Annotated in this window: 25 protein-coding genes; 19 read left to right on the top strand and 6 right to left on the bottom strand. The window is 51.4% G+C overall.

Annotated features, from left to right (window positions below; all coding sequences use genetic code 11):
* Window positions 1-19: 19 nt before the first annotated feature.
* Window positions 20-2,197 (top strand): glycoside hydrolase family 32 protein, encoded by a 2,178-nt coding sequence (locus tag WH45_RS04570; RefSeq protein WP_052723615.1) that lies wholly within the window; start codon window positions 20-22, stop codon window positions 2,195-2,197.
* A gap of 55 nt (window positions 2,198-2,252) precedes the next feature.
* On the opposite strand, the gene WH45_RS22745 is transcribed toward WH45_RS04570, so the two are convergent.
* From WH45_RS22745 to WH45_RS04555, 3 genes are all read right to left on the bottom strand, one after another.
* Window positions 2,253-3,035: a helix-turn-helix domain-containing protein gene (locus WH45_RS22745; protein ID WP_052723614.1), complete on the bottom strand. Its 783-nt coding sequence runs from the start codon at window positions 3,033-3,035 to the stop codon at window positions 2,253-2,255.
* 213 nt (window positions 3,036-3,248) lie between these two features.
* Window positions 3,249-3,491 (bottom strand): NHLP leader peptide family RiPP precursor, encoded by a 243-nt coding sequence (locus tag WH45_RS04560; RefSeq protein WP_046213210.1) that lies wholly within the window; start codon window positions 3,489-3,491, stop codon window positions 3,249-3,251.
* Window positions 3,492-3,557: 66 nt separating this feature from the next.
* A complete protein-coding gene (locus tag WH45_RS04555) occupies window positions 3,558-4,577 on the bottom strand; it encodes a hypothetical protein (RefSeq protein ID WP_046213209.1) in 1,020 nt (339 codons plus the stop codon).
* Window positions 4,578-4,832: 255 nt separating this feature from the next.
* On the opposite strand from WH45_RS04555, the gene WH45_RS04550 reads away from it, so the two are divergent.
* From WH45_RS04550 to WH45_RS04515, 8 genes are all read left to right on the top strand, one after another.
* The gene (locus WH45_RS04550; protein ID WP_046213208.1) at window positions 4,833-5,342 is read left to right on the top strand and encodes a sigma-70 family RNA polymerase sigma factor; all 510 of its coding nucleotides are present in this window, start codon (window positions 4,833-4,835) and stop codon (window positions 5,340-5,342) included.
* Between the two features lie 88 nt (window positions 5,343-5,430).
* Window positions 5,431-6,636 carry a hypothetical protein gene (locus WH45_RS04545; RefSeq protein WP_046213207.1) on the top strand — a complete coding sequence of 402 codons (1,206 nt, stop codon included), beginning with the start codon at window positions 5,431-5,433 and terminating at the stop codon, window positions 6,634-6,636.
* Complete coding sequence (locus WH45_RS04540; protein ID WP_046213206.1) at window positions 6,633-7,622, top strand: ABC transporter ATP-binding protein; 990 nt, start codon at window positions 6,633-6,635, stop codon at window positions 7,620-7,622. Before WH45_RS04545 ends, WH45_RS04540 begins: the two co-directional genes overlap by 4 nt.
* The gene (locus tag WH45_RS04535; RefSeq protein WP_046213205.1) at window positions 7,619-8,494 is read left to right on the top strand and encodes an ABC transporter permease; all 876 of its coding nucleotides are present in this window, start codon (window positions 7,619-7,621) and stop codon (window positions 8,492-8,494) included. Before WH45_RS04540 ends, WH45_RS04535 begins: the two co-directional genes overlap by 4 nt.
* Before the next feature lie 146 nt (window positions 8,495-8,640).
* Entirely contained in the window at window positions 8,641-9,093 is a 453-nt protein-coding gene (locus WH45_RS04530; protein WP_046213204.1) for an OsmC family protein, read from the top strand.
* A gap of 62 nt (window positions 9,094-9,155) precedes the next feature.
* Window positions 9,156-9,614: a cupin domain-containing protein gene (locus WH45_RS04525; protein ID WP_046213203.1), complete on the top strand. Its 459-nt coding sequence runs from the start codon at window positions 9,156-9,158 to the stop codon at window positions 9,612-9,614.
* A gap of 54 nt (window positions 9,615-9,668) precedes the next feature.
* Window positions 9,669-9,965, top strand: coding sequence for a hypothetical protein (locus tag WH45_RS04520; RefSeq protein WP_046213202.1), 297 nt, complete (start codon window positions 9,669-9,671; stop codon window positions 9,963-9,965).
* Window positions 9,966-10,428: 463 nt separating this feature from the next.
* The gene (locus tag WH45_RS04515) at window positions 10,429-12,165 is read left to right on the top strand and encodes a sensor histidine kinase (RefSeq protein WP_046213201.1); all 1,737 of its coding nucleotides are present in this window, start codon (window positions 10,429-10,431) and stop codon (window positions 12,163-12,165) included.
* A gap of 130 nt (window positions 12,166-12,295) precedes the next feature.
* On the opposite strand, the gene WH45_RS04510 is transcribed toward WH45_RS04515, so the two are convergent.
* Together WH45_RS04510 and WH45_RS04505 are read right to left on the bottom strand one after the other, a co-directional pair.
* Window positions 12,296-13,495, bottom strand: a complete 1,200-nt coding sequence (locus tag WH45_RS04510; RefSeq protein ID WP_046213200.1) for an acyltransferase — start codon at window positions 13,493-13,495, stop codon at window positions 12,296-12,298.
* A 136-nt stretch (window positions 13,496-13,631) separates the two neighbouring features.
* On the bottom strand, window positions 13,632-14,426 hold the full coding sequence (locus tag WH45_RS04505; RefSeq protein WP_046213199.1) for a GH12 family glycosyl hydrolase domain-containing protein: 795 nt from the start codon (window positions 14,424-14,426) through the stop codon (window positions 13,632-13,634).
* Between the two features lie 1,155 nt (window positions 14,427-15,581).
* Here WH45_RS04505 and WH45_RS23850 point away from each other — a divergent pair.
* The 10 genes from WH45_RS23850 (at window position 15,582) to nikE (ending at window position 25,429) form a co-directional block, all read left to right on the top strand.
* Window positions 15,582-15,863: a DNA polymerase beta superfamily protein gene (locus WH45_RS23850; RefSeq protein WP_235338276.1), complete on the top strand. Its 282-nt coding sequence runs from the start codon at window positions 15,582-15,584 to the stop codon at window positions 15,861-15,863.
* Window positions 15,775-16,038, top strand: a complete 264-nt coding sequence (locus tag WH45_RS23845) for a DNA polymerase beta superfamily protein (RefSeq protein WP_046213198.1) — start codon at window positions 15,775-15,777, stop codon at window positions 16,036-16,038. The genes WH45_RS23850 and WH45_RS23845 overlap by 89 nt, the downstream gene beginning before the upstream one ends.
* A 171-nt stretch (window positions 16,039-16,209) precedes the next feature.
* On the top strand, window positions 16,210-17,640 hold the full coding sequence (locus WH45_RS04495; RefSeq protein ID WP_046213197.1) for an RtcB family protein: 1,431 nt from the start codon (window positions 16,210-16,212) through the stop codon (window positions 17,638-17,640).
* A gap of 233 nt (window positions 17,641-17,873) precedes the next feature.
* Window positions 17,874-19,103, top strand: a complete 1,230-nt coding sequence (locus tag WH45_RS04490; protein ID WP_046213317.1) for an AAA family ATPase — start codon at window positions 17,874-17,876, stop codon at window positions 19,101-19,103.
* A 95-nt stretch (window positions 19,104-19,198) separates the two neighbouring features.
* Window positions 19,199-19,930, top strand: coding sequence for a nucleoside phosphorylase (locus tag WH45_RS04485; RefSeq protein WP_046213196.1), 732 nt, complete (start codon window positions 19,199-19,201; stop codon window positions 19,928-19,930).
* Window positions 19,931-20,255: 325 nt separating this feature from the next.
* Complete coding sequence (gene nikA, locus WH45_RS04480) at window positions 20,256-21,899, top strand: nickel ABC transporter substrate-binding protein (RefSeq protein WP_046213195.1); 1,644 nt, start codon at window positions 20,256-20,258, stop codon at window positions 21,897-21,899.
* 43 nt (window positions 21,900-21,942) lie between these two features.
* Window positions 21,943-22,887, top strand: a complete 945-nt coding sequence (nikB, locus tag WH45_RS04475; protein ID WP_046213194.1) for a nickel ABC transporter permease subunit NikB — start codon at window positions 21,943-21,945, stop codon at window positions 22,885-22,887.
* A gap of 2 nt (window positions 22,888-22,889) precedes the next feature.
* Window positions 22,890-23,714, top strand: a complete 825-nt coding sequence (gene nikC, locus WH45_RS04470) for a nickel ABC transporter permease subunit NikC (RefSeq protein WP_046213193.1) — start codon at window positions 22,890-22,892, stop codon at window positions 23,712-23,714.
* A gap of 40 nt (window positions 23,715-23,754) precedes the next feature.
* Window positions 23,755-24,588 (top strand): ABC transporter ATP-binding protein, encoded by an 834-nt coding sequence (locus WH45_RS04465; protein WP_046213192.1) that lies wholly within the window; start codon window positions 23,755-23,757, stop codon window positions 24,586-24,588.
* Window positions 24,572-25,429 carry a nickel import ATP-binding protein NikE gene (nikE, locus tag WH45_RS04460; RefSeq protein ID WP_052723613.1) on the top strand — a complete coding sequence of 286 codons (858 nt, stop codon included), beginning with the start codon at window positions 24,572-24,574 and terminating at the stop codon, window positions 25,427-25,429. Before WH45_RS04465 ends, nikE begins: the two co-directional genes overlap by 17 nt.
* A 24-nt stretch (window positions 25,430-25,453) precedes the next feature.
* On the opposite strand, the gene WH45_RS24080 is transcribed toward nikE, so the two are convergent.
* Complete coding sequence (locus tag WH45_RS24080; protein ID WP_268748564.1) at window positions 25,454-25,585, bottom strand: hypothetical protein; 132 nt, start codon at window positions 25,583-25,585, stop codon at window positions 25,454-25,456.
* Between the last annotated feature and the right edge of the window lie 100 nt (window positions 25,586-25,685).

Raw genomic sequence — 25,685 nt, 5'->3', positions numbered from 1 at the left:
TTCATCAGGAGGAATGAAGATGCCATCCCGATTATCCAGATTTACGGCGGTCACGCTTGTACTGCTGTTGGCAGGAGACGCATATACTCCTGCCCGCAGTATGGAGGCCGCCGGGCAAGCTGCCAGTAGACCACCTGTAGAGGAGAACAACATGAAGGAAAAGGACACCGATGACAACAGCGCAGACACAACAACCGGCACACCGATCGTCTGGAACAGCAATCTGACCGGCGAGCGTACCCATGGCACCGCGGTCTGGGCAATGGACCAACGCGGCATCCGCGGGACTGCCGATGGGACAGCATCCGGCATACGGACCTATACGGTCCCCGGCGAACAGGGGGATGCCGTGATCATGACCGATCTGATGCCGGTAGAGGAACAGACAGAGGCCGGGATGTTTTTCCATGGTACGGCTGACGGTCAGCAGGGATATATCGCGCTGCTGATCCGGCAGGATAACCGGGTCCGGGTCAGGCTGCAGCAGGTTGACGGTGCGGTGCTGGCGACTTCGGCAGCCGATTATTACAGTGAAGATGGAGTGAGGCACCGGCTGGAGATTCATACGAAGGGCAGCCATATTCGCCTGTTCCTGGATGGCTATGCAGAGCCGGCGCTGGAGAGCGATGAAGTCGGCAGATATGGTAATGCAGCAGGAATCGCAATCCTGCAGGGAGCGGCTTCCTTTCAGGATACGTATGTACTGGCTGCCGGAGAGTTCTATGGCGAGCCGCATCGTCCGGACTATCATTATTCTGCCCTGCGCGGATGGGCCAGTGATCCGAATGGGCTGATCTATTACAAAGGCGAATATCATCTGTTCCACCAGGACGGCGGGCGCTGGGCCCATGCGGTCAGCGACGATCTGCTGCACTGGAAGAACCTGCCTTTTGCCCTGGAATGGAATGAACTCGGTCATGTCTGGTCCGGCTCTGCGATTGCCGATGAGGATAATGTGTCCGGTTTCTTTGATGACTCGGCGGAGGGAGGCGGGCTGATCGCCTACTACACTTCCTACAACCCCGATCGTCCGAACGGCAACCAGAAGATCGGGATTGCCTACAGTATGGATCGGGGCCGTACCTGGCATTACCCGGAGGATCGTCCTGTCGTCATCCCGAATCCGGGTCAGACGCCGGATGATCCCGGCAGCTGGGACTTCCGTGACCCCAAGATTGTCCGCGATGAAGCGCGGAATCGCTGGGTAATGGTCGTATCCGGCGGAGATCATGTACGATTGTTCACCTCGACCAATCTGCTCGATTGGAAGCTGACAGATAATTTTGGTTATGGCGATTATATTCGCGGCGGAGTATGGGAATGTCCCGATCTGTTCCAGCTGTCGGTAGAGGGCACCGAGGAGAGCAAATGGGTGCTGATGATCAGCACGGGTGCGCACCCGGATACCGGCGGTTCGGATGCCGAGTATTTTATCGGACAGCTGAGTGACGAAGGGCGATTCATTAATGATAATCCGCCGGGGGAGGTGCTCAAGACCGATTGGGGCAAGGAATTTTATGCTTCCATGTCGTTTGCCGGACTTCCGGATGAGCGCCGGATCGTGATGGCCTGGATGACCAACTGGGACTATGCCTTTGATCTTCCGACCGTTGATTGGAAAGGAATACTGAGCACTCCGAGAGAACTCTCACTGATCGATACGGCAGCAGGTACCCGTCTCGTACAGACGCCGGCCAGGGAACTGGATACACTGCGCACCGGTTTGCGCAGCATCCGTTCAGCCGTAGTGGACGAATCTTCAGCCAATGTACTGGCCGGTCTTGCTTCCGGCAGCTATGAGATTGAAGTCGAGGTGGAGCTGCCCGCGCATCAGCCTGCGACCGAATTTGGCTTCCGGCTGCGGACGAACGAGAGCGGCAGCCAATTCACCGAGGTCGGTTACCACGTGTCTTCCGGACAGCTGTTCATGGATCGCACCGCTTCCGGGATAACCGATTTCTCCGACAAATTCAGTACCCGGCATGCGACCGATCTGCAGCCGAACCATCGTCGGGTCAAGCTGCGGATTCTGGTGGATGAGTCTACAGTCGAGATTTTCGCAGCTGGCGGCCAGAAAGTGTTCTCCAATGTGATCTTCCCGGATGCCGGGAGTGAGGGTATGTCTTTTTATGTAAATGGCGGCCAGGTGAAACTATTGTCGATGGATGTATACCAGCTGTCCAGTGTATGGAAATAGCCCGCTGTCAGTCGACAGCTGCTTCGCACCGATGTCCATCTGGAGTCGTCGGCACTCAGGAATAACTGCAGGGCTTTGGCTCATAAAAGCTGCTGCGGTACAGGGAGGGACTAACGCCGAAGTGGCGGGTGAATTTGCAGGTGAAATAGGTCTGCGAATTGAAGCCGACTTCATAGGCGATCTCACCGATATAACGGGTCGTAAAACAGAGCAGATGCTTGGCCTGCTCCAGTCTTAGCCGCAGTACGGTATCCATAATCGTCTCGCCCGTCTGCTCCTTGTACAAATGGGACAGATGCGATGGCGAGAGGCATACATGCTGGGCCAGATGTTCGATACGAATATCGCTCGTATAGTGGGTATACAGATACTGCAGCACTTCATCGATACGCGGATCGGCAGGGTACAGACCGGGACGTGCACCGGCAGCGAGCAGCAGCAGCAGTTCACTTAGCAAATGGTAGGACAGCTTGCGATAATACGTGTTATGCGGCTGGGCACCGTATTCTTGCATCCGCTCCAGAATATACTCGATCTGCCGGCATAATGCTGTATCTTCCAGCCGAAGGGGTCGATCCGGCTGTCCGGTCTGCAGCTTGTGCAGCAAAAGCGTCCACTGGGAATGCGCGGTGAACTGGCAGCAAACCTCTGTCAGCGGAAGTAAATGTAAATATAACGAGATTTTTCCGGGAGGCAGAAGGTAAATCTGGGCTGTCGTATCATGGATAGCTCCAGCACTTATGGCCGCATACAGCAGCGTCCATTTGTGGGGATGCAGATTGGAATGGGTAGGGAAGCTGAGATCAATATCATGTTCAATCATGAATTCAGCATTCATCGAAGGCCTCCTTTTCATCAGACAAATACGACAGGCGATCCAACAGGATATTAATGTAAGCGCTTTATAAATAGAATAATCAAATGCCCTCCCGCCGACAAGGGAGAAAAGACGCAGTCGCATATAAAAAAAGCGCAATCCCTTTGTGTGGAGGATTGCGCTTTTTCCTGTGTTCTAAGTACACCTTATTAATAAAATCGACGCCTGAGTTCGTTACCAGGCTGCTTTGACATTAATCTTGGCTGAGGCAACCATTTCGGAAGGCTTGGGCGGAATGACCAGATAAATCTCCTCGGCAGTCTCCTGAATCGTCTTCAGCTGCACATTCTCCGGAAGTGTAATTCCCATCACTTCATACAGTGCTTTTTTGGGATCGCTTTTCAGCAATTCCATGAAATTCGGATCTTCCCACGCTTTTTGAATGACCTGCGAGTGTATAAGGGCTTGGCTGGACATGACCATCAATCCTTTCGCAAAATGGTTATATTTTCCTATTAGTCTAGCACGGTATAATGGAAAAATCTATAACAAATTAGGGTTGTTGACGTAGTAAAAAAGACTTCCCTGCTGAAGCAGCAGATTGCGACTTGCTTCTATGGTATCGGCGAGCTGGTCGAGCTGCTGCACCAGATCATCGCAAAATTGCAGCAGGTCGATACTGTCTTCCGGATCATCCGGCCGGGCAGCTCGCTGGGCGTGGGCGAGACTGGCATAGTACCGCAAAATATTCTTATCGTAGATATAATGCCGTATCATCTGTTCATCAAGTATGTAAAAGGCTCCAGGTGCTATGGGGACGGCAGGATGGGCTTCATGGTGGATCAGGGACAGCAGACAGTTGTAGTTGTGCAGCTGCAGGTCTTCCGGCCAGTCAGCGGCATCATCATTCATCTGCAGCAGCAGCAGGGCCAGATCCAGCTGCTGCAGAATCCCGGGCAGCCGCGCGGGAAGACCGGCTTCCAGCAGCATGACGACAGCGGACAACCGCAGAGGACTGGCTCTGCCTGTAATCAGCGGAATATTGTCGAGGAAGTGACCGGGATGCTGTTCATGATAGACCGATCGTGCCCAGTCATGCGTATACTGGCGGCGGTACAGCCAGTATTCCGGCCGGTGACCGGCGATGCGGGAGAGAATACCGGTATATTCCGCATACAGCAGCTCACTCAGCGGAAGCAGTCGCCGCAAGCTCTGCATCAGTGCGGCTCCATGATCTTCAGCTGCTGTAGAGGATGCATCCATCAGATCATCCTGGATAAAATAATGCAGCATGCCCATAATATTGGCTGTGGCGATCTGCCGCGCCGTTTGCAGCACATGCTCATGCATATCTGGCTGCAGATGGGGTCTGCTCATTCTCTCCAGCCAGAAAGGCAGCAGGTAGCAGATATAGTTATGGATGCCGCTTTGCAGCCGGATATCGAATCCGGTCAGATACTCCATACCCTCCTTGTTCAGTGGAGCCGGAAATTGACGAATTCGCTGTGCCGCTTCCTCGAATGCTGCATGTATATGCCGGTCAAAATCATTCAGCCAGTGCATATGCTCACGCCCCCTCAAGATTTTACCTCCATTATAACTATCCATTTATTGGATGACTAATAAAAATAATGGATTTATCCGGCGAGTACGGTATATCCGGCCCGAGCAGCTGTTCCGGCTGGTTTTTTGACCGATTATACCCGATGATAAACAAGATTCATCTGCACGTTATTAATATTTTTTTACCGAATGTGATATAAAAATTCAAACAGGCGCGTCTTTCTTATAGCTGCAGCGGAAAGGAGCATGCAATACATGAACAACCCGGAACCGGAACAGTTCAAACAAATATTTTATGAGCATTACCCGACCGTTAAACGAAAATTAAATGCGCTTTTGCGTGATCAGGCGATAGCAGATGATCTGGCCCAGGAGGTGTTTCTCCGGCTGTATCGCAATCCCCCGGATAATCCGGAAGCAATCGGTGCCTGGCTGCACCGTGTACTGACACGAATCGCTTATGACTATATGGATAAAAAAGCGCGTGAGCGCCGATTGCAGGACAAGCAGGAGCAGTACTACGATCTGGAAGGTCATTCCCCGCCAACGGGAGAGGAGATTATGATCCAGCAGCTGGAGCAGGATGAAGTGCACAAGCTGCTGGAACAGCTGCCTCAGCGCGACCGGCAGGCGCTGCTGATGAGATACTCGGGATACAGTTACGCAGAGATCGCCGAGCAGCTTCAACTCAGGCCGCCGCTGGTAGGTACGCTTCTGCACCGGGCAACCAACAAATTAAGGAAAAAGATGCTGAAATCCACCTGAATCGCCGCAAAGGCAAAACAGGTCATACACAGCCATGCAGCATCAGCCGGAGAATGGAACAGTTTCAAGCAAAAGGAGGATATTATACGTGACCCGACATCCGCTGGATCCCACCGACACAAGGGAACACCCACAGGAAATGAATACATCAGCAGCCCCGAATAGAGAAGACAGTCTTCAGTCGACAGATAGCGCCTGGCAGAAAATGCAATCGCTGCTGGAACAGGAAACACCACATCCCAACTGGGAAAAATGGTCTGATCCTGCATTTCAATCCAAGACAAATCAAGCGCCTCATTCAATATCCAATCTGAAAGGAATGAATACAACCATGAATTCAAATCCATCCAATCATCATCAAGAGCCAAACCGTCAGGAAATCCCTGCTGCAAAGTCTGCCAAAAACCGCAAGAAAATGAACCCTGCACGCCGCAGATGGGTAACCGGTATCGCTGCCTGCGCCATTGCCGGTGTCGTGATCACCACACCATTTGGCAATAATGCACTGGCTTCCCTGCTGAACCAGTTCCGTATGCAGGAAGTGACTGCCGTTAATGACAAGGACCTCGATCAGATGTTCAGTCATTACAAGGAGAGTGGCGTCACCGAAGGAGATATGAACCGTTTTGGATCATTTACTGATTCGGCCGGCAAGATTGAAGGAACGTATTCGGCGAAGAAAGCGACAGACATGCTGGGATACAGCTATATCGCCGCAGCTGTAGAAGACAAAGATTCCAAAGTAACTATTGATTCTTCCAAAACCCAGACGCTGCGCATGAATGTACATGAAGTCAATAAAGCGATTGAGCAGCTGGGTGGAGATACATTGCTGCCGGAATCGATGAATCAGAAGCCGATTACCCTCACGATGCCAGAGACAATAATGTATCCGCTTGGTAAGGATGATAATGGTGGTATGCTGTATCAGTCCGGCCTGCCTGAAATCAAATTTGATTCTTCCATCAATACGGAGGAAGCTTTCAAGGCAATCGTCAACCTGCCGTTCCTGCCAAACAATGTGAAGGGTATGCTGCAAAAAGAGAAAGTGCTCACAGGCGAGCTTCCTTTACCGGTAGTCTCCAACTATCCGACTGAGCGCGTTACCATTGACGGAGTACCGGTCATTATTGAAGCCCGGACCTATACGACCCAGGATGGAACAGAGCTGACAGAACAGCCGGAATACACGGCTTACTGGACCAAGGACAATCAGCTGTTTACCATGGAAGGCCAGATGTTTGATACCCGTGAGAAAATGATTGATCAAGTGGAAGAGCTGATTCAGTCATGACAACTGCGGCAATCGATATTCAGAACCTAACCAAGGAATACAGTAATGGTAAAGGTTGCCGGAATGTAACGATTACAATTGGAGAAGGGGAAGCCTTTGGCTTCCTCGGCCCCAATGGTGCCGGCAAAAGTACACTTGTCAAAATGCTGGTTGGATTGATTATGCCAACCAATGGTGAGGCCCGACTGTTCGGTGATCCGATCGGTTCGGTAGCGGCAAGAAAGCATATCGGTTATTTGCCGGAGCTGTACCGTTACCAGGAATGGCTGACAGGTAAAGAAGTTATAGAACTCCATGGCCGGTTATGCGGCATGGCAAAGGAAGAAGCCCATGCTCGAATTCCGATGCTGCTGGACCGTGTAGGTCTGGGAAGTCGTGGCAAGGACAGAGTCAAACATTATTCCAAAGGCATGCAGCAGCGGCTTGGTCTTGCCTGTGCGCTGGTCAATGATCCGCCCATACTATTTCTGGATGAACCCTCCTCGGCACTCGATCCGGTAGGCCGGATGGACGTACGCCGTCTATTGCAGGAGCTCAAGCAGGAAGGCAAGACGATATTTCTCAACTCCCATCTGCTGGAGGAAGTGGAGACGATCTGCGATCGAATCGCGCTGCTCAACAATGGTGTTATTTTGCGGCACGGACAGGTTCATGAAGTGCTCTATGCGCAGACACGCTGGCGCTTCAAGATTGGCGGCTTTACGCCCGAGATTCTTCCATGGCTGGTGGAGACGAGCGGTATCCCGCTTCAGCTGTCCATCCCTGACGCTGCCCATACAGACACTGAATCCTATAGTGCAGAGCCTTCACTGGATACGGTCTGGTTGGAAGCGATTATCGACAATGAAGAGCAGGTGGGCTTCATCACTACACTGATTGTGAATCAGGGCATGACCCTGTATCAGGTACAGCCTGTCCGGGAACGCCTGGAAGAATGGTTTATGGAAGCTGTATCCGGGCTCAGTCACAGGGGGGAACACGAATGACAGCTGTAATCGGAATGACCTGGAAAGAACTGCTGCGCAAAAAAGTACTGCTGATGACGGTGCTCATGACCGTTCTATTTTTGATCGTATTCTGGTTTATCGCCCGCACGATTGGGGCTTCAGAGATGATGAACAGTTCGCCTTCGGCCCAGCTGGTCGAACAGTTTGCCCAGGGAGCCGCTCTGCTGACACTCGGATTTTTCTTTGGCAGCTTTATTCTGGCGTTTCTGGTTATTTTCAGTTCGTTCTCGGCTATTTCAGGTGAGGCGGAGACCGGGATTATGCAATCGATGCTGACCCGTCCGATTCCCCGCTGGAAATGGTATCTGGGCAGATGGCTGGGTTATGCGCTGTTTGGTATCCTTTATGCATTAATCCTGTATATTTCGATTGTGGTCATTGCGGATATCCACGCGAATGTACCAAAAGATATTTGGGTACATATCCAGTCGTATCTGCTGTTTGCCTTGACCGTGCCTGTACTGGTCACGCTCAGTCTGCTTGGCTCGACCAGCTTCTCGGCCATCGGTAACGGTGTATTTATGACCATGCTGTACGGTGCAGGCTGGCTGGGCGGTATGGTGGAAAAGGTGACGTCCTCCATGCAGATGGACCCTGAAGTGCTGAAGACACTGTACAATATTACTGGATTGATCTCGCTCATTATGCCGGTCGATGCGATCCAGCGCAAAATGCTGGCACTGCTGCTCGGACTGCAGGATTTGGCAGGCATGCTGGACATGAGCGGATCGATAACTGCAGGCTTCGGACTGGGGCAGATTCCTTCCGCTTCATTTATTGTCTATGCTGTGATCTACACGCTGATCCTGCTGGCCTGGGGAACACGCCGCTTTTACAAAAAAGACTTTTAATCCAAAAAACGCTGCAATGTTACAGATGTCTATCTGTAGTGCAGTGTTTTTTGCTGTCCGGGGCAATGCTTGCGGGCAGGCGGCAAAAGCGGCAGGAATATGATAAACTAGCGTTGATTGTGATTGTACTGCAAGGAGTGATCTTCATGATTCATGAATTTATACTGGATGCCGACTGGAAAGGCGGGCGCAACAGCGAAGGTACCATTTCCACCGGCAATCTGAATACCGTTATCTCGATCCCGCAGCCGATGGGCGGTCCCGGCACAGGCACCAATCCCGATGAGATGCTGCTCGGTGCGGCAGCGACCTGTTATATCATCACACTGGCAGCCATGCTGGAACGCTCGAATATTGCCGTAGACCGGCTGACGATGCGTTCCGAGGGGCATGTGGATGTAACGAACAATATTTTCACCTACCAGCAGATTATTCACCGGCCGCAGATCGTACTGGCTGCAAGTGCCGGGGAACGCGAACGGGAAAAGGCACTAATGCTGGCCCACAAAGCCGAGCAGTCCTGCATGATCTCGCGCGCAGTTGCTGGTAATGTGCAGCTGTCCACCGAACCGGATATCCAGGTTGCCGAAGCACACTGATCCGCTTATTTTCATCAGCATTCCTCCCATTGTTCACTATTACAGAAAGAAGGTATTTGACCATGACCACCAAATTACCCGTATCCCCTATCGTAGCTGCGCTTGGACTGAAGCCTCATGAAGAAGGCGGCTGGTACAAGGAAATGTGGAAAGCTTCCTTTGAGATTCCACAGTCCATTTTGCCGCCGCAGTATTCCGGTCCGCGCTTCTCGGCGACATCGATTTACTTTTTGCTGCATGCCGATGAGATCTCGGACTGGCATGTTGTTCATTCGGACGAACTGTGGCTGATCCATTCCGGCAGTCCGCTGGAACTGACACTCGGCGGCAGTGGTGACAAGCCGGAAGAAGGCGAGAAATTCATCCTCGGTCTGGATCTGGAAGCCGGCCAGCTGCCACAGGTGCTGATTCCTGCCGGTGTATGGCAGATGGCCCGTCCGCTGGGCGATGAGCCTGTATTCGTATCGTGTGTAGTCGCTCCAGGCTTCCATTATGATGATTTCAAGCTGATCGAACGTTAAAGTTCATGCCGTTGCCAGCGTTTCTGCCGGACGGCTGCAGAGTGAGGTGAGACGATGAACTGGTACACGCTTGGACAGATGCTATCTGCTATCCGGCTCGGTCAGAAAGCTCGTACGATGGATAGTATGCGCACCGTGATCCGGACAACGGACGGGCTGCTATGGGCCGAAGGACGCCAGAGCGGACAGCGTGTGAGCCTGCAGGATTATCTGTTCACCGACCTGTGGACGATCTATGAAGACGAGGATACAGCAATATGGCTGCCGCAGCGGGATTCCCATGAACAGCGTGAACGTGAGATGCTGGAGAACCAGTATATGGAGTGGCGCGCCCAGCGCAGATTTCCATAAAGTTATATCATCATCCGGCAAATGAACGGGTTGTCCGGTGACCGATGATGGCAGTTCAGTTCTGTCTGATAGTCGAATATGACCCGATGTAAACGAGAGACCCTGATGCGCCGTGAGGCAGAATCAGGGTCTTTCTTGAATGGATTTATTTTAGCAGCTTTAGTACAATAAATATTAGGTAACTTTTCCATAAATTAATAGGAATGTTTATACATTTATTATGGATTTTTTTAGGGAAATCCGATGTGGTTCTATAGAGTTCATGGTATGATACAGAGAATACAATCGAACTTTGTCGATAAATTAAATGCAGCAACAATGAACAGATGACAAGTGAAGCCAGAAGAGGTATTATTGCTAAGGCTAATCCGGCCGACAGATCAAATAGCACGGAAAAATGAGGTAACTATTGCAGCTTATTCTTTGAAATAGCGCTGATATAGATGGGGGTAAATTTGCTAATATGAAACAACGCAAGAGCCTGTTGCCCAAACCGTTCCCGGTAACTGTATATATACTGGCTGTAATGGCTATCGTGCTGATTATCGTAAATACAACGTATTACGTATCCACACGCCGCGCCCTTATCTCTGTCCAGGAGCAGAATATGCGTGTTATTGCAGATCAGGTCCGCTCCTCGATCAAGTTGTCTCAAAGTGGTGAGACTTTTGTAGAGAATCTGACCGGAGAAAATCTGAGAATGGCTGCACAGGCGGTCAAATCGTCGCTGGGACCAGCACTCAGCGAGATTACGAATAAACAATTGTCCGATATGAAGACCCGGGTAGGCGTCGACCATATTACGCTTCTCCGGGCAGACAGCGACCATCTTGTACCGATAAAATCTTCCGATCCGGCAGAACTGACCAGCAATGAATCATGGCGCCCGGAATGGCTCAAAGCGATCCGGCAGCTGCTGCGCGGACAGCGACCGGATGTGGAGGTCGGTCAGGCACTGCCCAATTTCTGGGGAGCACCCATGATCGGGAGCGATAATATCAACACACCCGGCAGCGAGAAGTGGGGCTTTTATTATGATGGAACCACCGACTATATTATCGGTGTGTATACCAACGATGAAGCCGTACGTGCCTATCGTGAAGATACAGGTGTGGAAGCGGTCATCCGCGAGATTCTGAACGGAGAGACCAACCGTCAGACACTGGGGATAGCGATCTTTAACCCACCGATTTTCCTGGATCAGGCCAACCAGTACAATTCACGCGGCGTGATCTGGTACGATGAGACCCAGACGCTGAACAATGACTATTCCTACAAAAATGAGACCGACCGCGATAATATCCGGCAGGCCGGACGGACAGGGCGCATGATCTCGCTGACCGAAGAATACAAGGAAATGCCGGTACTCAAGACATTTATACCGGTGCAGCTCAGTTATCCGGCGGTTATCCTGATCGTATCGGATCTGACGGGTGTGCAGCAGACGCTCAATGATCAGCTTGTTCGTCTGACCCTGACCATTTTTGCCTGCTCACTGGTTATTATCGGTCTGGTCCTCGGCATGATTGCTCTGTGGAACCGTCGTACTGAAGCGGTAGCGCAGAGTGTACAGAATGTCTATCTGGAGAATATCGATGCGCTGTTCAACTCGATCAAGGAGCAGCGGCATGACTTTAACAACCATGTCAATACGATTCAGCTGCTCGTCAAGATGAAGAAATATGATGATCTGTCGGAATACACTGCCGAGCTGGTGGGTGAATCAATTGCGATGAACCAGATTATCAATATCAATCTGCCGGCCATGTCGGCACTGATCCAGGCCAAGACCACACAGGCTTATGACCGCAAAATCAAATTCGAATATGAGATTGCCAACCTCAAATCCGTGCAGTTCGGAACCGTAAAATCCACCGAGCTGGTCAAGATCGTCAGCAATCTGATCGATAATGCGTTCGATGCGGTGATGGAGACGGATAATCCGGAGAAAATTGTCCGGGTAACCGGCCAGATTCGCGGCGAACAGCTGACCTTTACGGTTGGCAACAATGGCAACCCGATTCCCGAGAAGCTGAAGCAGCAGATTTTTGAAGCCGGATTCAGCACCAAGCCGCTGAACCGCAAAAATTCAGGGCTGGGCCTTGCGATCGTCACGAAGATTCTGAAAAAGCACCGCGGGATCATCCTGGTAGAGAGCGACGAGCACTGGACCGAATTCTCGGTTCGTCTGCCGCTGTAAGGATGCCGGATGCTGCGGTACGAACTACAAGTAAACCAAAAACCGTCCATTCCTGTATTTCAGGAACAGACGGTTTTTTTGTGGTCGATTTATAAAATCATGCAAAGATGCTCACGACGTATCCATACAGTTAGCGAAGCGGTGTATCCGGTACTACCGTGTTGCCCGGAGGGGCAGTGCGTTTGCGTGATTTCTTGCCTGCTGATCCGGTCAGCCACTGTCCGCCCGGTAGTCGGGAGATCAGGCTGGTCAGCAGAATGGCCGCCGGAGCGACAAAGGCAAAGCTCAGCAGGGTGACCGGCAAATGCATGCCTGTCAGTACAAGCGGCCGCGTCAGTGAAGCGACACCGGCCAGAATCAGCGCATGGGACAGGTAACCGCCGAACGAATAGCGCCCGCACCATTTCAGGAAACGGACAAGCACATGATTCTGCCGGGAAAGCAGCAGCGCCAGTCCGTAAATGAGCAGCATATGCGATACAACGATCACAAACGTCGTCGGCTTCAGATAGGTAGACACATTGAGATTCACCGCTTCCGTTGAATGTCGCAGCAGATCATAGCCGAGCCAGATATACATCATTAGAAATACGATGGTACTCCAGGGCAGCAGCCGGATCACCATTTCGCGCCAGCGCTGAATGGCGGAACCGCATATCCCGCCCAGCACAAAGTAAAAGAAATAAAACGGGAACTCGCTCGTCCGGTGTTCCAGCAGCGCCTGCCAGGCTCCCTGCAGGCTCCAGCCGGGGAGCACATTGTAGCACATCCACATCAGCCAGCCGTACATGATAGCGAGCAGAAGCAGCATTCCGATCACAATTCGCTGCTGCCGGCCCTCTGTCCGGCCATCCAGCCAGCGGCTGCTGAACTGCCGGAACAACCAGCGGAACAGCGGGAACAGCAGATAGAACTGAAAGATCATAATCACAAACCACAGATGATAGCCGTTGGTTGGTGCGAACAGCTGGGTCAGTATACTTTGCCAGGTTCCCGGTCCGAATAGCGGATGATGATCCGCCAGCTGGACGACCACCCAGTAAATGAGTGTCCACAGCACAAACGGTACATAAATATCGCCAATCCGGCGTACCAGTGCTGAACGGTATGAACGCCCGTCACCATACTGGTAAAACAGGATTGCCCCTGCCAGAAAGACAAACGTCAATGTACCGAAACGGGTGAAATGATATACCATTCCCAGCATAATCGAATCCGCCGCCATAATATCGCTCCGGTAAATGTATTCTCCAATGCAGTGCTGCATAACTACCGCGAGAAAGCATAATCCCCGCAGCAGTGCCCACTCATCAATCCGTTCTCTTGTCATGTATTCACCTCTGCCTTCAATAACGAAGAATGGTAGCCAGTGAAACATTATATCAGAGTAATGTGAAGAGAATATGAAAACCCGGCAATTGGCTGCTTTTTTTTGCTGTTCGCTTCGCTATCCGTTAGGCAATCGGTTACTGAACATTCACGTTCCAGTTGGAAATATTGATCTGGCCTTCACCGCCAAAGATTTCCGTACCGAATTCCACACTGCTGACATACTTGGTATTGGCCATCCAGTACTTGGTGTAGACGAGGTGATCGGTAAAATTTTTGATATTCAGAGAAGCGCTGGACGTATTGGATGTGCGGACATAGGAGAAGACATTCCATCCTTTGCCTTCGCCGGCGTTGAGCCAGCCTTTGTACAGATTCCAGCTGCTGCCGTTAAGATAGACGGTCTCCACATAGTCGCCAATCGGGCCGGCATGGGTATTGTTCAGCCAGATCATAATTTCATCCGTAGGTGTGGAATTCCAGGTCGCTCTGCCCGTGTCATGAATCCAGACGTCATAGGCAGCATTATAGGTGCCATTGGCCTGAATGGAGTAAGAGACATTGGTATTGATATTTTTGTTCTCATACAGCCGGGTAGGGAAGCCGCTGCCCGGTGTATAACCTTCCGTCCAGTGCCAACCGCTTACGAGGGACGGATAGCCTTTGACAGTCGACGTATTGCTTGGCCAGTTCCACACCCAGCCCAGGTCGCGGTCATGATTCAAATAGGTCGATTGCCACCATCCCTTTACCGAATCTTGTCCCCATACATTGTTGAACAGGTAGTACTTGTTATTGGCAAAATTGGTTTTGGCATACGGCTCGGATGTCGTGCCTGCCGAAGCCGTCAGCGGTGCCAGGACCAGTGACAGCATCAGTACGGTCAGCAGCAATCGAACAAGTGTAATCTTTTTGGTAAATAAATGTAGCATAATTCTCCTCCAATATCATTTTAATAGGGTCAGTGCCCCTGTAGAATTATACCGATTAATGTATAAAAGTGAATATTTTTGTGGAATATTCATATGATGTATAGCTATCCTGAAATGAATTTAATAAATATGTTATAAAAGGTTGAAAATACCTTGTTCACACAAATAAAAGGTTAATGCTCTTAATTGGTATACCTGCCAACGCTACTCTTATGGAAGTGTAAAGATGGATATTCATACATAAAACAGTCATTTATTACAAAGTCATTCATTCAATTCATCCGTACAGCTCGAATGCTACTACGAAGGTACAATGCTCCTCACAACCGATGGTGCAACCCAAGACTAAAGTCCTGTTTTTCCCAGTCATATTTGACAATTGGAAATTCATGTAGTTATCATTAAGTCATATTAACAAGAAGGGAGGTTGGAAATTATGACCCTGGGCAGCGATAGAATGGACAATCAGCAGATCACATACACAATTATTGATAACCAGCGCCAACAGACAGGCTTTTTGACAATTCCATATGCTTGCTCCATATTTTCCAGCCTCTTACGGACGACATAATCTTCAGTCAAAAGAATCGTACAGCACATTCAGGCCGCTTTGTAACCTGTGCTGCTGACAGGAAAAGGGATCAGGTGCTTACGTACCTGGTCCCTTTTATGGATCGTATAACTGGCCGCCGCCATTATCACTGAATCTGCATCCTTATTACAGGTACAGCGTTGGCGGCAGAGCCTCTACAATATGAACAACCTCATATTCAGCCGGTGTACGGTTCGCGATTCTTTTTTCCGGAGATCATGTCCATATACCGCAGCTGCAGGAATAACCGGATTAAAGTGTCCAGAAGATTTAGCTGGGCATAAAGATGCTCAAGGGATTTAGCCTGGCACTAAGATGCCCAGAAAGTTCAGCTGACGCATCAGAATGCCCAGAAATTCAGCTTGTGCATCATCCCGGTTATTCTCCATCAACCAGCCGCAGACCGTAATTCAGGGTCTGCGGCTTTTCTGTATTTTCGCGCGGACTAACGATAAACCATTGATGGGATAAAAATATACCGTATCGATAGCGTCAACGATAGGCTGCTGGACCCAATAAAGCGGCAGCTAAATATACCAGACTAAGACAAAGGAGTGATACCCATGCAAGTCAGCCAGGCATGGGGATTTCCTTCCCGGGACAGCGACTATGATGTGCGGTTTATCTATGTGCATCCGCCGGAATGGTATCTGTCCATCTTCGACCGAAGAGATGTAATCGAATATCCGATCAGCGACCAGCTGGATATTAACGGCTGGGATTCTCGTCTGCTATTGGATCGAGCAAAAAGGCACCATGCCACCAATGGAATTCCAGCAGCTGGTCGCCGAGCTGCTGCCGGATGGTCAGCTGCGCGAGGATATCCTTCATCTGCTGGAACGTAAAATGGCAGGAGACGAATTGAATCTGGAATCACCGATTCCATCTATCCATCACTATCTGGAACATTCCATTGCCGATCTGGAAGCTAAAGCATCATTGCATCCGGCTTCGGCACAGAATCTGGTTGAGACACTGGACCAGCTGTTCCGCGATACACTGCGGCAGGTGTGGTCATAATGATAACGGTCAGCCAGCCAAGCTATCCGGGTCTGAGCTGCCTGCAAGCCTGTGATGATGATACAAACAGGCTTGCCGTATCCAATAAACCAAGCAGCAGCTCCAATAAATAACCTGAATAAATTAACAACTAAAAGTATGATTTTTAGATGAAAGAGGTTTAATCACTTTATGATACAGAACACCAATCCTTATATACACCAGGTCAAACTGCCAGCGGGGGATGTACATGTATACGCCAATCCCGAGCTGTTTGCCGGCCTGGATTACAAAGTATTCGCCATGGCCAATAACAATCTGCAGATTCCCGGCATTCGCTATATGGGCTACACGCCAGATGTGCATGTCGGCGTCGGTACCTGCATCGGTACGACTGCCGTATGGGGCGGCGAAGACGGATATGTATCACCTTCCATCGTCGGCAGCGATATCGGCTGCGGCATGCGGGTGCATCTGACCAATCTGCACCGCGACGATCTCAAAGAGGTCAAACTGCGCCGCAAACTGGTCAAAACGATCGAGAAATACCTGCCGATGGAGTCCCAGCAGCGCGGTCATTTCTCCGACCTGCGGCTTGAAAATGTCGTCAGTAAAGGACTGCACGGGCTGCAGGGTAAATATGTCCCGGACAGCTATACTCCGAAAAAGTCGACTTCTCTGACCCATGTGGAAGAGAGCTGGTTCAAGTTTGATGAAAATGTACTGAACAATGTGAGCGACCGGGCCTGGCATCGGGGTCATCGGCAGCTCGGCACGCTGGGTGGGGGTAATCATTTTGCCGAGATTCAGGCGCTGGAGATTGCGGAGGAGAATCGCGATATTGCCGAAAGCTGGGGCATGTACGACGGACAGATTGCCGTCATGATCCATTCCGGTTCCCGTTCCTGGGGCGGCGGCATCAGCCAGGAAAGCAATCCGGCGATGATCGCGGCGATGCACCGGCTCGGACTCGGCACGGCAGATCCCAAGCTTGCTTTCCTGCCGCTGTCTCATCCGGAATCCCGGCATTACGTGAATCTAATGTACTCGGCGCTGAACTATGCCACGGTGAACCGGCATCTGATCGCCTATGCGATCCGGGAAGCGCTGCGCGATGTATTTGGCAGCCAGTGTGAGCTGCGTACACTGTATGATCTGATGCATAATTATGCCTGGTCCGAATACCGGGGAGAAGATACTGTGTTCGTTCACCGCAAGGGAGCTACCCGTGCCCTGCCGGCCGGACATCCCGGCAATCCCGAGCCATACATGAAGACCGGTCATCCGGCGCTGATCCCCGGCTCAATGGGGACGTCCTCATATATCATGGTCGGACTGCCCGGTGGAGAAGACAACTATTACTCGATCTGCCATGGAGCCGGACGGGCCCGCTCCCGTTCTGCGACGAAACGGCTGGTCAAAGTCGATGAATTTGCCAGCTCCATGAAAGTCGGCACAGATGACGAAATTGTCGTGAACCAGCGCTCGCTGGAGAGTATACTGGATGAGTCGCCGCAGGCCTACAAGGATGTGGATCAGATTATCGAGAGTGTCACCGGCGCCGGACTGGCTGCCGTCGTAGCCAAATGTCAGCCACTGGCTGCGATCAAAGGAACAAATTAAACATTTGTCTCGTTAAAGAGTAGAATGGAATAGAAGGAAGAAAAAAGGAAGACCTGTTTCCGGTGAAACGGGTCCGGGTCTTCCGTTTCGATAACCTATCAAAAATGAACAACGAACCGATAACAGAGGGGGATAACGGATTGGATTCTATCTACCGTACCAAAGATGATTCAATACAGGCAGCATCTGTTCAGAAACCTGCCATTATTGTATATAACAAAGAAGAAAAAGGAATGCCTTCCCAGTATGCGGATTATGCACGTGTCATCCAGGGGATCGCGGCCAAGCTGCAGGAACGTTATGGCGTCGAATATCGACTGTATGCCAGTGACGATCCGAATATTGAATACTGGGATCTGCTGGAGGATGACCTGCGTTCCGGCAAATCCGCTGTTGAGCATGTAGCCAGCATCTATGACCGGCTGGAAGAATGGACATTTGTCTACGACGGTGACAAGCCGGAACCGGATTACGGAGTACACCGTTCCATGAAAAATAATGTATTTGCCTATCCGGAAGCCGGTGTAGCCATGGCGCGCATGCCTGTTTTCCGTGATCACGGAATTAGCAATGATGATCTGGTATTCGCGGTCAGCGATGAAGCACTGCTAACTTTTCTGGGTGAAGTGCGTATCCGCCAGCGGGAACAAAGCCTGCTCCGGGTAACGGTATTTACGGATGGCAGACATGGCATCAACCGTCAGCTGGAGCCGGTCAGCCGAGCGGTCTCCCGCGAGGATGTTATTATGCCGAGTGAGATCAAGCAGGATATTTACCGCTCGCTGGATCGCTTTTTTGCCGAAGACCGCAGCTTTTACCAGAAATATGATGTGCCTTACAAGCGGGGCATTCTGCTCTACGGCCATCCCGGTAATGGTAAAACGACGCTCGTCAAATCGATTGCCGGCAGTGTGCCTGGACCGGTCGCTTACTGGCAGATTACCGAGTATACGAACAGCGAATCGATCGAGGAAGTGTTCGAAGCAGCCGGACGCATGGCGCCGATGGTGCTGGTGATCGAGGATATTGATTCCATGCCAGCGGAATCGCGTTCCTTTTTCCTGAATACGCTGGATGGTGCGACGTCCAAAGAGGGAATTTTCCTGATCGGTACGACCAACTATCCGGAGAAGATTGATCCGGGTCTGATGAACCGTGCCGGACGATTCGACCGTGCCTACGAGATTAACCTGCCTAATGAAGATCTGCGCCTGGAATATTTCCATCGCAAGCGGCTGCACGAATTTGCCGGGGAAGAAGTGGTCGTGGAAGCGGCGCGCCTGACCGAAGGATTTACCTTTGCCCAGCTGGGTGAACTGTATGTCTCGGCGGCGCTGCGCTGGCACGAAGAAGGCAGTCTGGATATGCGTGAAGTCATTCAGGGTCTGCGTGGCGAGCTGGACAAGAGCCGCAAGGGTGTGTGGCTGCATAACAGCGACGGACGTGTCGGATTTCATTTCTGATAAGATCAGGTTGCCGGTTTAGACAGGACTGGGAGAAATCCGCTGCCGCTGGTATAATAAACGGAAATGGATAAAAAAGGAGTTCGATCAAGCCCATGTTGATGCCTATTTTGCAAGTGAACAGTGAAGATATTCCGGAATACGCCATTGTCTGCGGCGATCCGAAACGGGCAGCAGGAATCGCTGCCCAGCTGGACAATCCGCGGGAACTGGCATTCAGCCGGGAATACCGCAGCTTCGTTGGTACCAGAGATGGTGTGGAAATCGCTGTCGTCAGTCATGGCGTTGGTTCGCCGGGAGCTGCTGTATGCTTTGAGGAACTGATTCGTGCAGGGGTGAAGACGCTGATCCGCGTAGGTACCGCCGGTTCGTATTCGGCAGATCATCCGGCAGGCAGCCTGATCGTCAGTACGGCAGCAGTACGTACGGACGGACTGACCCGTCAGCTTGTACCGGAAGGATTCCCTGCTGTAGCGGACAGCGAGATTGTCGAAGCACTGTACGAAGCCGCTCGTCAGAGCGAAGGCATTGTGCAAAAAGGCATCACCGTGACGCTGGATGTATTCTTTAACGGCGTCGAAGAATTCCCGCACAAAAAGTTCAAGCAGGCCGGAGCGCTCGCCGTGGAGATGGAGATCTCGGCACTGTACATTATCGCAGCCCTGCGCGGTGTACGTGCCGGAGCAATCGTCGCTCTCGATGGTTATGCGGACGCCGATCTGGCTGCCGAGTATGACCCGAACACCAACGTGGTCGCCGATGCGGTGCAGCGTGAGATCGAAGCTGCGATTACGGCAGTGGTCACACTGGCCAAGCGTCATGGCTGAGGTGAATAGCCGGTTGCTTTGACTTTGATATAATCCTGCTTGTGCATCCATATACGTTAATGGTGCCTGAAAAGCCGAACCTTATTGGAAGCAGATTGCTGCATTCGCGATTCGGTCAGGCAGCATTTATAATGGAAGTCTGTTCCGTGCAAATGGAGCAGGCTTTTGTTATATTGGATAATATTTTAGCTTTATAAACCGGTTTGTTGTACAGCCATAATGCAGGAAATGACGATTTATGTTGACAAAAGACGAACTCCTACCTATTCTAATGAATGAATATGATAATCATTATCATCAATAGAGAAAAGGGGTTATATCATTTATGTCATATCACCGTCAAAGGTCTTCTATTCCGGTATTGGCGACAATACTGGCTGTACTGCTTCTGCTTGCGGGTTGCAGTAATACAGGCAGCGATACTGCATCTTCCAATGCTTCCGATGCTTCCGATGCGGCAGCTTCTGCCAAATCCATTACCATGTCATGGCCTCGTGATATCGGGACGATGAATCCTCATACATACAATCCATCGCAGCTGTTCGCCCAGTCGATGATTTATGAGCCGCTGGTCAGCTATGAAAAAGATGGCAAGCTGGCACCAGGACTGGCACAATCGTGGAAAATCTCCGACGATGGCAAAGTCTATACGTTCAACCTTCGCCAGAATGTAAAATTCTCGGACGGCAGTGACTTTAACGCCGAAATTGTCAAAAAGAACTTTGACGCGGTAATGAAGCACAAAGATACCCACAGCTGGCTGGGCATTGTCAGTGTGATCGACAAAACCGAAGTGGTGGATGATCATACGTTCCGCCTGACACTGACCAAGTCGTATTATCCAGTACTGCAGGATCTGTCTGTTGTTCGTCCATTCCGCTTCCTTGGTGCAGCCGGGTTCCCGGATAACGGCGATACCTCCGAAGGCGTCAAAAAGTCGGTCGGTACCGGCCCTTGGATGCTGTCTGATTACAAGCAGGACGAATACGCCGTATTCAAGCGCAATCCGAACTATTGGGGCAAAGCTCCGGCGATCGATCAGGTCACCGTCAAGATTATTCCTGATGCGGAGACCCGTGTTGCTGCTTTTGAGAAAGGTGAACTCGATCTGATCTATGGAGAAGGCGTGATCAGTCTGGATGCCTTTACCCAACTTCAGGCCAACGATGAATATGTCACCAAACTGTCCGATCCTGTAGGAACACGCAGCCTGCTGCTCAATTCCTCCAATCCCAAACTGGCAGATGTCAGAGTGCGCATGGCGCTGCATGAAGGATTCAACAAGCAGGCGATGGTGCAGGGCATTACGTCCGGCCTCGAACAGCCTGCGGATTCCGTACTGTCCAAAAACTATCCGTACACCAATATTGATCTGAAGCCAATTCCGTATAATGTGCAGCAGTCGATGACACTGCTGGATGAAGCGGGCTGGAAATTGCCTGCTGGTGGAACGGTGCGCGAGAAGGATGGCCAGCCACTTGAATTTGATATGATTTTCGACAAAACCGATCCGATCCAGAAAGCGATGGCAGAGACGATTCAGGCAGAGTGGAGTGCACTCGGTGTGAAAGTAAATCTGACCGGTCTGGAACTGACTGTGCAGATCAAGCGCCTGAAAGCGAACGATTTTGACCTGTATTTCTGGTACAACTATGGTGCACCGTATGATCCGCATTCGTTCATCAATGTCGTGGCAAGCCCGGGCTTTGGCATCTCGGAGACACTGAGTGCAATCCCGACGAAAAAACAGCTGGATGAGCAGGTACGTCAGGCTCTGTCCTCCACCGATGAGACCAAGCGTCAGGAGCTGTATCGCTCCATTCTGACAACACTGCAGGAGCAATCGGCGATTATCCCGATTTCCTATATCAAGAAAACGGCAGTGTACCAGAAGAAAATTACCAACTTTGAATTCCCGGCGAGCCGTGATGACAATCCGTTCGCAGGTATTCAGGTGACTGCACCCTAGATCTAATTCCGCTTTATAACGCATGTTCAGGAGGAGAAGATTAATGATTGGCTATATCGGTAAACGGATGATTGCCATCATTCCGATCGTCTTCATCGCTACACTGGTTACTTTTGGACTGATTCATCTGTCTCCGGTCGATCCGGCGGAAGCGTATTTGACAGCTGCCCATATTTATCCGACCCCGGAAGTGCTGGAGCAGAAGCGCCATGAGTTCGGGCTGGATCAGCCGCTGTGGACGCAGTATATGCATACTCTGCAAAAAATCGCCCGGCTGGACTTTGGTACATCGTATCTGACCAATCAGCCGGTCTGGAATGAAGTCGTATCGAGAATGCCGGCGACCGCTGAATTGGCGCTGTGGAGCATGCTGTTCTCGGTGATCGTCAGTGTTCCACTGGGCATTCTGGCGGCGGTATATCGCAACAGCTGGATCGATATGGTGAGCCGGGCGATCTCCTATCTGGGAGCTTCGATTCCGCAATTCTGGCTCGGCTATCTGCTGATTTTCTTCTTCTCGGTCAAACTGGATCTGCTGCCGGTTGAAGGCCGCGGAAGCTGGCAGAATCTGGTGCTGCCGACAGTAGCGCTCTCATTGGTGCTGATCGCCGTCTACACCCGGCTGCTGCGGTCCAGTATGCTGGAGCAGATGCAGGAGACGTATGTGCAGTATGCCCGTATGCGCGGTCTGCGCGAACGGACGATTATGCTCAAGCATGTGCTGAAGCTGGCGATTACCCCGCTGATTACCGGTATGGGCATCAATCTGGGTAAGCTGCTGACAGGCACGATTATCGTGGAGCAGGTATTTTCATGGCCCGGCTTTGGACGATATTTTGTGGATGCGATATTTAACCGGGATATTCCCGTGATCCAGTGTTATGTCTTTCTGGCGGCGTGTTTGTTTATCCTGTGTAATTTGCTCGTTGATCTGGTACAGCTGTACATGGATCCGCGGATCTCATCGAAAGGACGGGCAGAGCATTGAATATGAAATGGCATGCAGCCTTTAAAGGACAGCGGATGATCCTGATCTGTTCGCTGGCAGTGCTGGTGTTCTTCGGTGTTGCACTACTGGCGCCGTGGATCGCTCCTCATAATCCGGTAAAGGTCGATCTGCTGCAAAAGCTCAAAGGCCCGTCAATGGATCACTGGCTGGGTACGGATCATCTCGGCCGGGACCAGCTGTCCAGGCTTATTTATGGAGCGAGAATATCGCTTGGCTTCGCGGCGATGATCTTTGTCTCCTCGCTGCTGATCGGTATTGTGGTCGGAGCGGTCGCCGGTTATGTGGGCGGCTGGGTCGACAGCATATTGATGCGGCTGTGTGAAGGCATTATGGCCTTTCCAAATCTGGTGCTGGTGCTGGGCATTGTCGGCATTTTCGGACCGGGTCTGATGCAGGTGCTGCTGGCACTCATGATGGTGCAGTGGGTATATTATGCGCGGATATGCCGGAATATGGTGGTTAGTCTCAAGGAACGGAATTTTATTGCCGCAGCGCGGATTAGCGGTTCCTCCACCTGGAGTATTATCCGGCGGCATATTATCCCCAATGTACAGCGTCCGATTGTCGTGATCGGGACGCTCGAGATGGGATGGGCGATTATGGATATCTCGGCGCTTTCCTTTCTCGGTCTGGGCATTCAGCCGCCCAATGCGGAATGGGGCGCAATGATTCACGAAGGCACCAGCTATATCCGCAGTCATCCGGAACTGATGATTTATCCCGGTCTGCTGATTCTGATCGTAGTAATGGTATTCAATATTCTCGGCGAAGCACTGTCCGACAAATACGGCATTGCCAAACGTTAGTAGCAGCAAAGCAAAGCGGAATGGATAGGAGGGGTTAAGCATGACAGTTGAACTGCCAAATGTACTGGAAGTCCGGGATCTGCATATCCGGCTGAGAACGGACAACGAACCGATGACACTGCTGGAACCGGTCAATCTGACGCTGGCACCGGGCCGTGTACTCGGTATTGTCGGGGAAAGCGGCAGCGGCAAGTCGCTGACATGCAGCGCCATCCTGCAGATGCTGAACCCTCGCAGAATGGATGTGTCCGGTACGGTCCGGCTGCAGGGACGTGAATTGAACGCGATGTCCGCCGGGGAAATGCAGCGCATCCGGGGCAGGGAAATCGGCTGTATTATGCAGAATCCGATGAATGCTTTTACACCGGTCTATACGATCGGTGCCCAGTTCGTGGAGACGCTGCGTACCCATACCGGTCTGTCCAGGCGCCAGGCCAAAGAGCAGGCTATCGCTGCGCTAACCCGCATGAATTTGCCGGAGCCGGCCAGTCTGATGCGCAAGTATCCTTTTCAACTGAGCGGCGGTATGCTGCAGCGGGTGATGATTGCGATCTCGATGTGTCTGCGTCCGGCGCTGCTCATTGCGGATGAGCCGACGACAGCGCTGGACGTGGTCAATCAGCTGCAGGTACTGCGGGAGCTGGATCGGCTACGTACGGAATGTGGAACGTCCATTTTATTGATTTCCCATGATCTGGGAGTCATTTCCCAGTTGGCGGACGAAGTGGCTGTTATGCAAAAGGGACGTATCGTGGAACAGGCGGATGTGTACCAGCTGTTTGATCAGCCTGTGCATGAGTATACACGCCTGCTGCTGCAGACCCGTCCGCATCCGCTGCGACAAAAGGAGGATCACTGTGCTGCAGGTGAATAATGTAAGTCATAGCTACGGCAGGCGCAGCTGGCTATCCCGCTCCGGAACATCTCCCCGGGTGCTGACAGACATCTCGCTGGAAATCGGTGAAGGCTGTTGTCTGGGACTGCTCGGTACGAGCGGAGCGGGCAAGAGCACACTGGGCAAAATCATACTCGGACTGGAGCGTCCGGCCCGGGGACAGGTGATTTTCCAGGGGCATGATCTGTACAACACAGATCGTACCACGCTCCGCAAGTTGAGACGTGATCTGCAGGTGGTCTTTCAGGACTGCTATTCGGCGGTCAATCCGCTGATGACCGCTGCCCAGATCATCGGAGAGCCTCTGGGCAATTACGAACGATTATCACCGGCTGAGCAGCAGCACCGGATCGGCGAGCTGCTGGAACAGGTGGGACTCACGGCAGAAGATGGCAGCAAGCATCCGCATCAGTTCAGCGGTGGGCAGCTGCAGCGCGTCAATATCGCAAGAGCGATTGCGCTGAAGCCCCGAATGATTGTGCTCGATGAATCAGTCAGCAGCCTGGATATGGTGAACCAGAGTCATATTCTCAATCTGCTGGCCGAGCTGCAATCGGTGCATCAGCTGTCCTATCTGTTTATCACGCATGATATCCGGGCAGCCCTGACACTGTGTGATCGCATGGTCGTGATGGATCAGGGAAAGATCGTGCATGAAGCCGATACGGGAGAGTCCATCCTGGAATCGGAACATCCTGCGGTCAGACAGCTGGCTGCTGCGGTACTGCCGGAACACCCATCCCGGCGGATCGCATGGGATCGATTGGATGAAACAGAGCAACAATCTGCGGACGAATACTCATCATTCGGACGCAAATAATTCAGACGTAAATATCAAAATTGATCAGAGCAGATAGTCTGTTCTTTCATATTGATTCAGCGAGCAGAAGCTCTGTTCTGCAAAGCTGATCAAACAAGCGGCGATCTTTTCCGGCATCCAGCGGGAAGAGGTCGCCGCTTTTTCGCTTGAAGTCATTATGCTCTCTTTCATTTGAATCAATTATGCCTTTATAGATGGAGTGTGATACCCTGCTTGCAATTAAAGCGTTTTCTTGGCAAAGGATTTGCGTTATATT

It is taken from the genome of Paenibacillus wulumuqiensis, from assembly GCF_000971965.1.
Lineage (GTDB): Bacteria > Bacillota > Bacilli > Paenibacillales > Paenibacillaceae > Saccharibacillus > Saccharibacillus wulumuqiensis.
This window is presented reverse-complemented; position numbering and strand designations above follow the sequence as displayed.

Bases quoted from the DNA above. Each gene is read 5' to 3' on its own strand.
- nikC (WP_046213193.1), top strand. From the start codon at position 22,890: ATGAAATGGCATGCAGCCTTTAAAGGACAGCGGATGATCCTGATCTGT.
- WH45_RS04515 (WP_046213201.1), top strand. From the start codon at position 10,429: ATGAAACAACGCAAGAGCCTGTTGCCCAAACCGTTCCCGGTAACTGTA.
- WH45_RS04550 (WP_046213208.1), top strand. From the start codon at position 4,833: ATGAACAACCCGGAACCGGAACAGTTCAAACAAATATTTTATGAGCAT.
- WH45_RS23845 (WP_046213198.1), top strand. From the start codon at position 15,775: ATGCCACCAATGGAATTCCAGCAGCTGGTCGCCGAGCTGCTGCCGGAT.
- WH45_RS04495 (WP_046213197.1), top strand. From the start codon at position 16,210: ATGATACAGAACACCAATCCTTATATACACCAGGTCAAACTGCCAGCG.
- WH45_RS04525 (WP_046213203.1), top strand. From the start codon at position 9,156: ATGACCACCAAATTACCCGTATCCCCTATCGTAGCTGCGCTTGGACTG.
- WH45_RS23850 (WP_235338276.1), top strand. From the start codon at position 15,582: ATGCAAGTCAGCCAGGCATGGGGATTTCCTTCCCGGGACAGCGACTAT.
- WH45_RS04490 (WP_046213317.1), top strand. From the start codon at position 17,874: ATGCCTTCCCAGTATGCGGATTATGCACGTGTCATCCAGGGGATCGCG.
- WH45_RS24080 (WP_268748564.1), bottom strand. From the start codon at position 25,585: ATGACTTCAAGCGAAAAAGCGGCGACCTCTTCCCGCTGGATGCCGGAA.
- WH45_RS04465 (WP_046213192.1), top strand. From the start codon at position 23,755: ATGACAGTTGAACTGCCAAATGTACTGGAAGTCCGGGATCTGCATATC.
- WH45_RS04510 (WP_046213200.1), bottom strand. From the start codon at position 13,495: ATGACAAGAGAACGGATTGATGAGTGGGCACTGCTGCGGGGATTATGC.
- WH45_RS04520 (WP_046213202.1), top strand. From the start codon at position 9,669: ATGAACTGGTACACGCTTGGACAGATGCTATCTGCTATCCGGCTCGGT.
- WH45_RS04570 (WP_052723615.1), top strand. From the start codon at position 20: ATGCCATCCCGATTATCCAGATTTACGGCGGTCACGCTTGTACTGCTG.
- WH45_RS04530 (WP_046213204.1), top strand. From the start codon at position 8,641: ATGATTCATGAATTTATACTGGATGCCGACTGGAAAGGCGGGCGCAAC.
- WH45_RS04505 (WP_046213199.1), bottom strand. From the start codon at position 14,426: ATGCTACATTTATTTACCAAAAAGATTACACTTGTTCGATTGCTGCTG.
- WH45_RS04485 (WP_046213196.1), top strand. From the start codon at position 19,199: ATGTTGATGCCTATTTTGCAAGTGAACAGTGAAGATATTCCGGAATAC.
- WH45_RS22745 (WP_052723614.1), bottom strand. From the start codon at position 3,035: ATGAATGCTGAATTCATGATTGAACATGATATTGATCTCAGCTTCCCT.
- WH45_RS04540 (WP_046213206.1), top strand. From the start codon at position 6,633: ATGACAACTGCGGCAATCGATATTCAGAACCTAACCAAGGAATACAGT.
- nikA (WP_046213195.1), top strand. From the start codon at position 20,256: ATGTCATATCACCGTCAAAGGTCTTCTATTCCGGTATTGGCGACAATA.
- nikB (WP_046213194.1), top strand. From the start codon at position 21,943: ATGATTGGCTATATCGGTAAACGGATGATTGCCATCATTCCGATCGTC.
- WH45_RS04555 (WP_046213209.1), bottom strand. From the start codon at position 4,577: ATGCACTGGCTGAATGATTTTGACCGGCATATACATGCAGCATTCGAG.
- WH45_RS04560 (WP_046213210.1), bottom strand. From the start codon at position 3,491: ATGTCCAGCCAAGCCCTTATACACTCGCAGGTCATTCAAAAAGCGTGG.
- WH45_RS04535 (WP_046213205.1), top strand. From the start codon at position 7,619: ATGACAGCTGTAATCGGAATGACCTGGAAAGAACTGCTGCGCAAAAAA.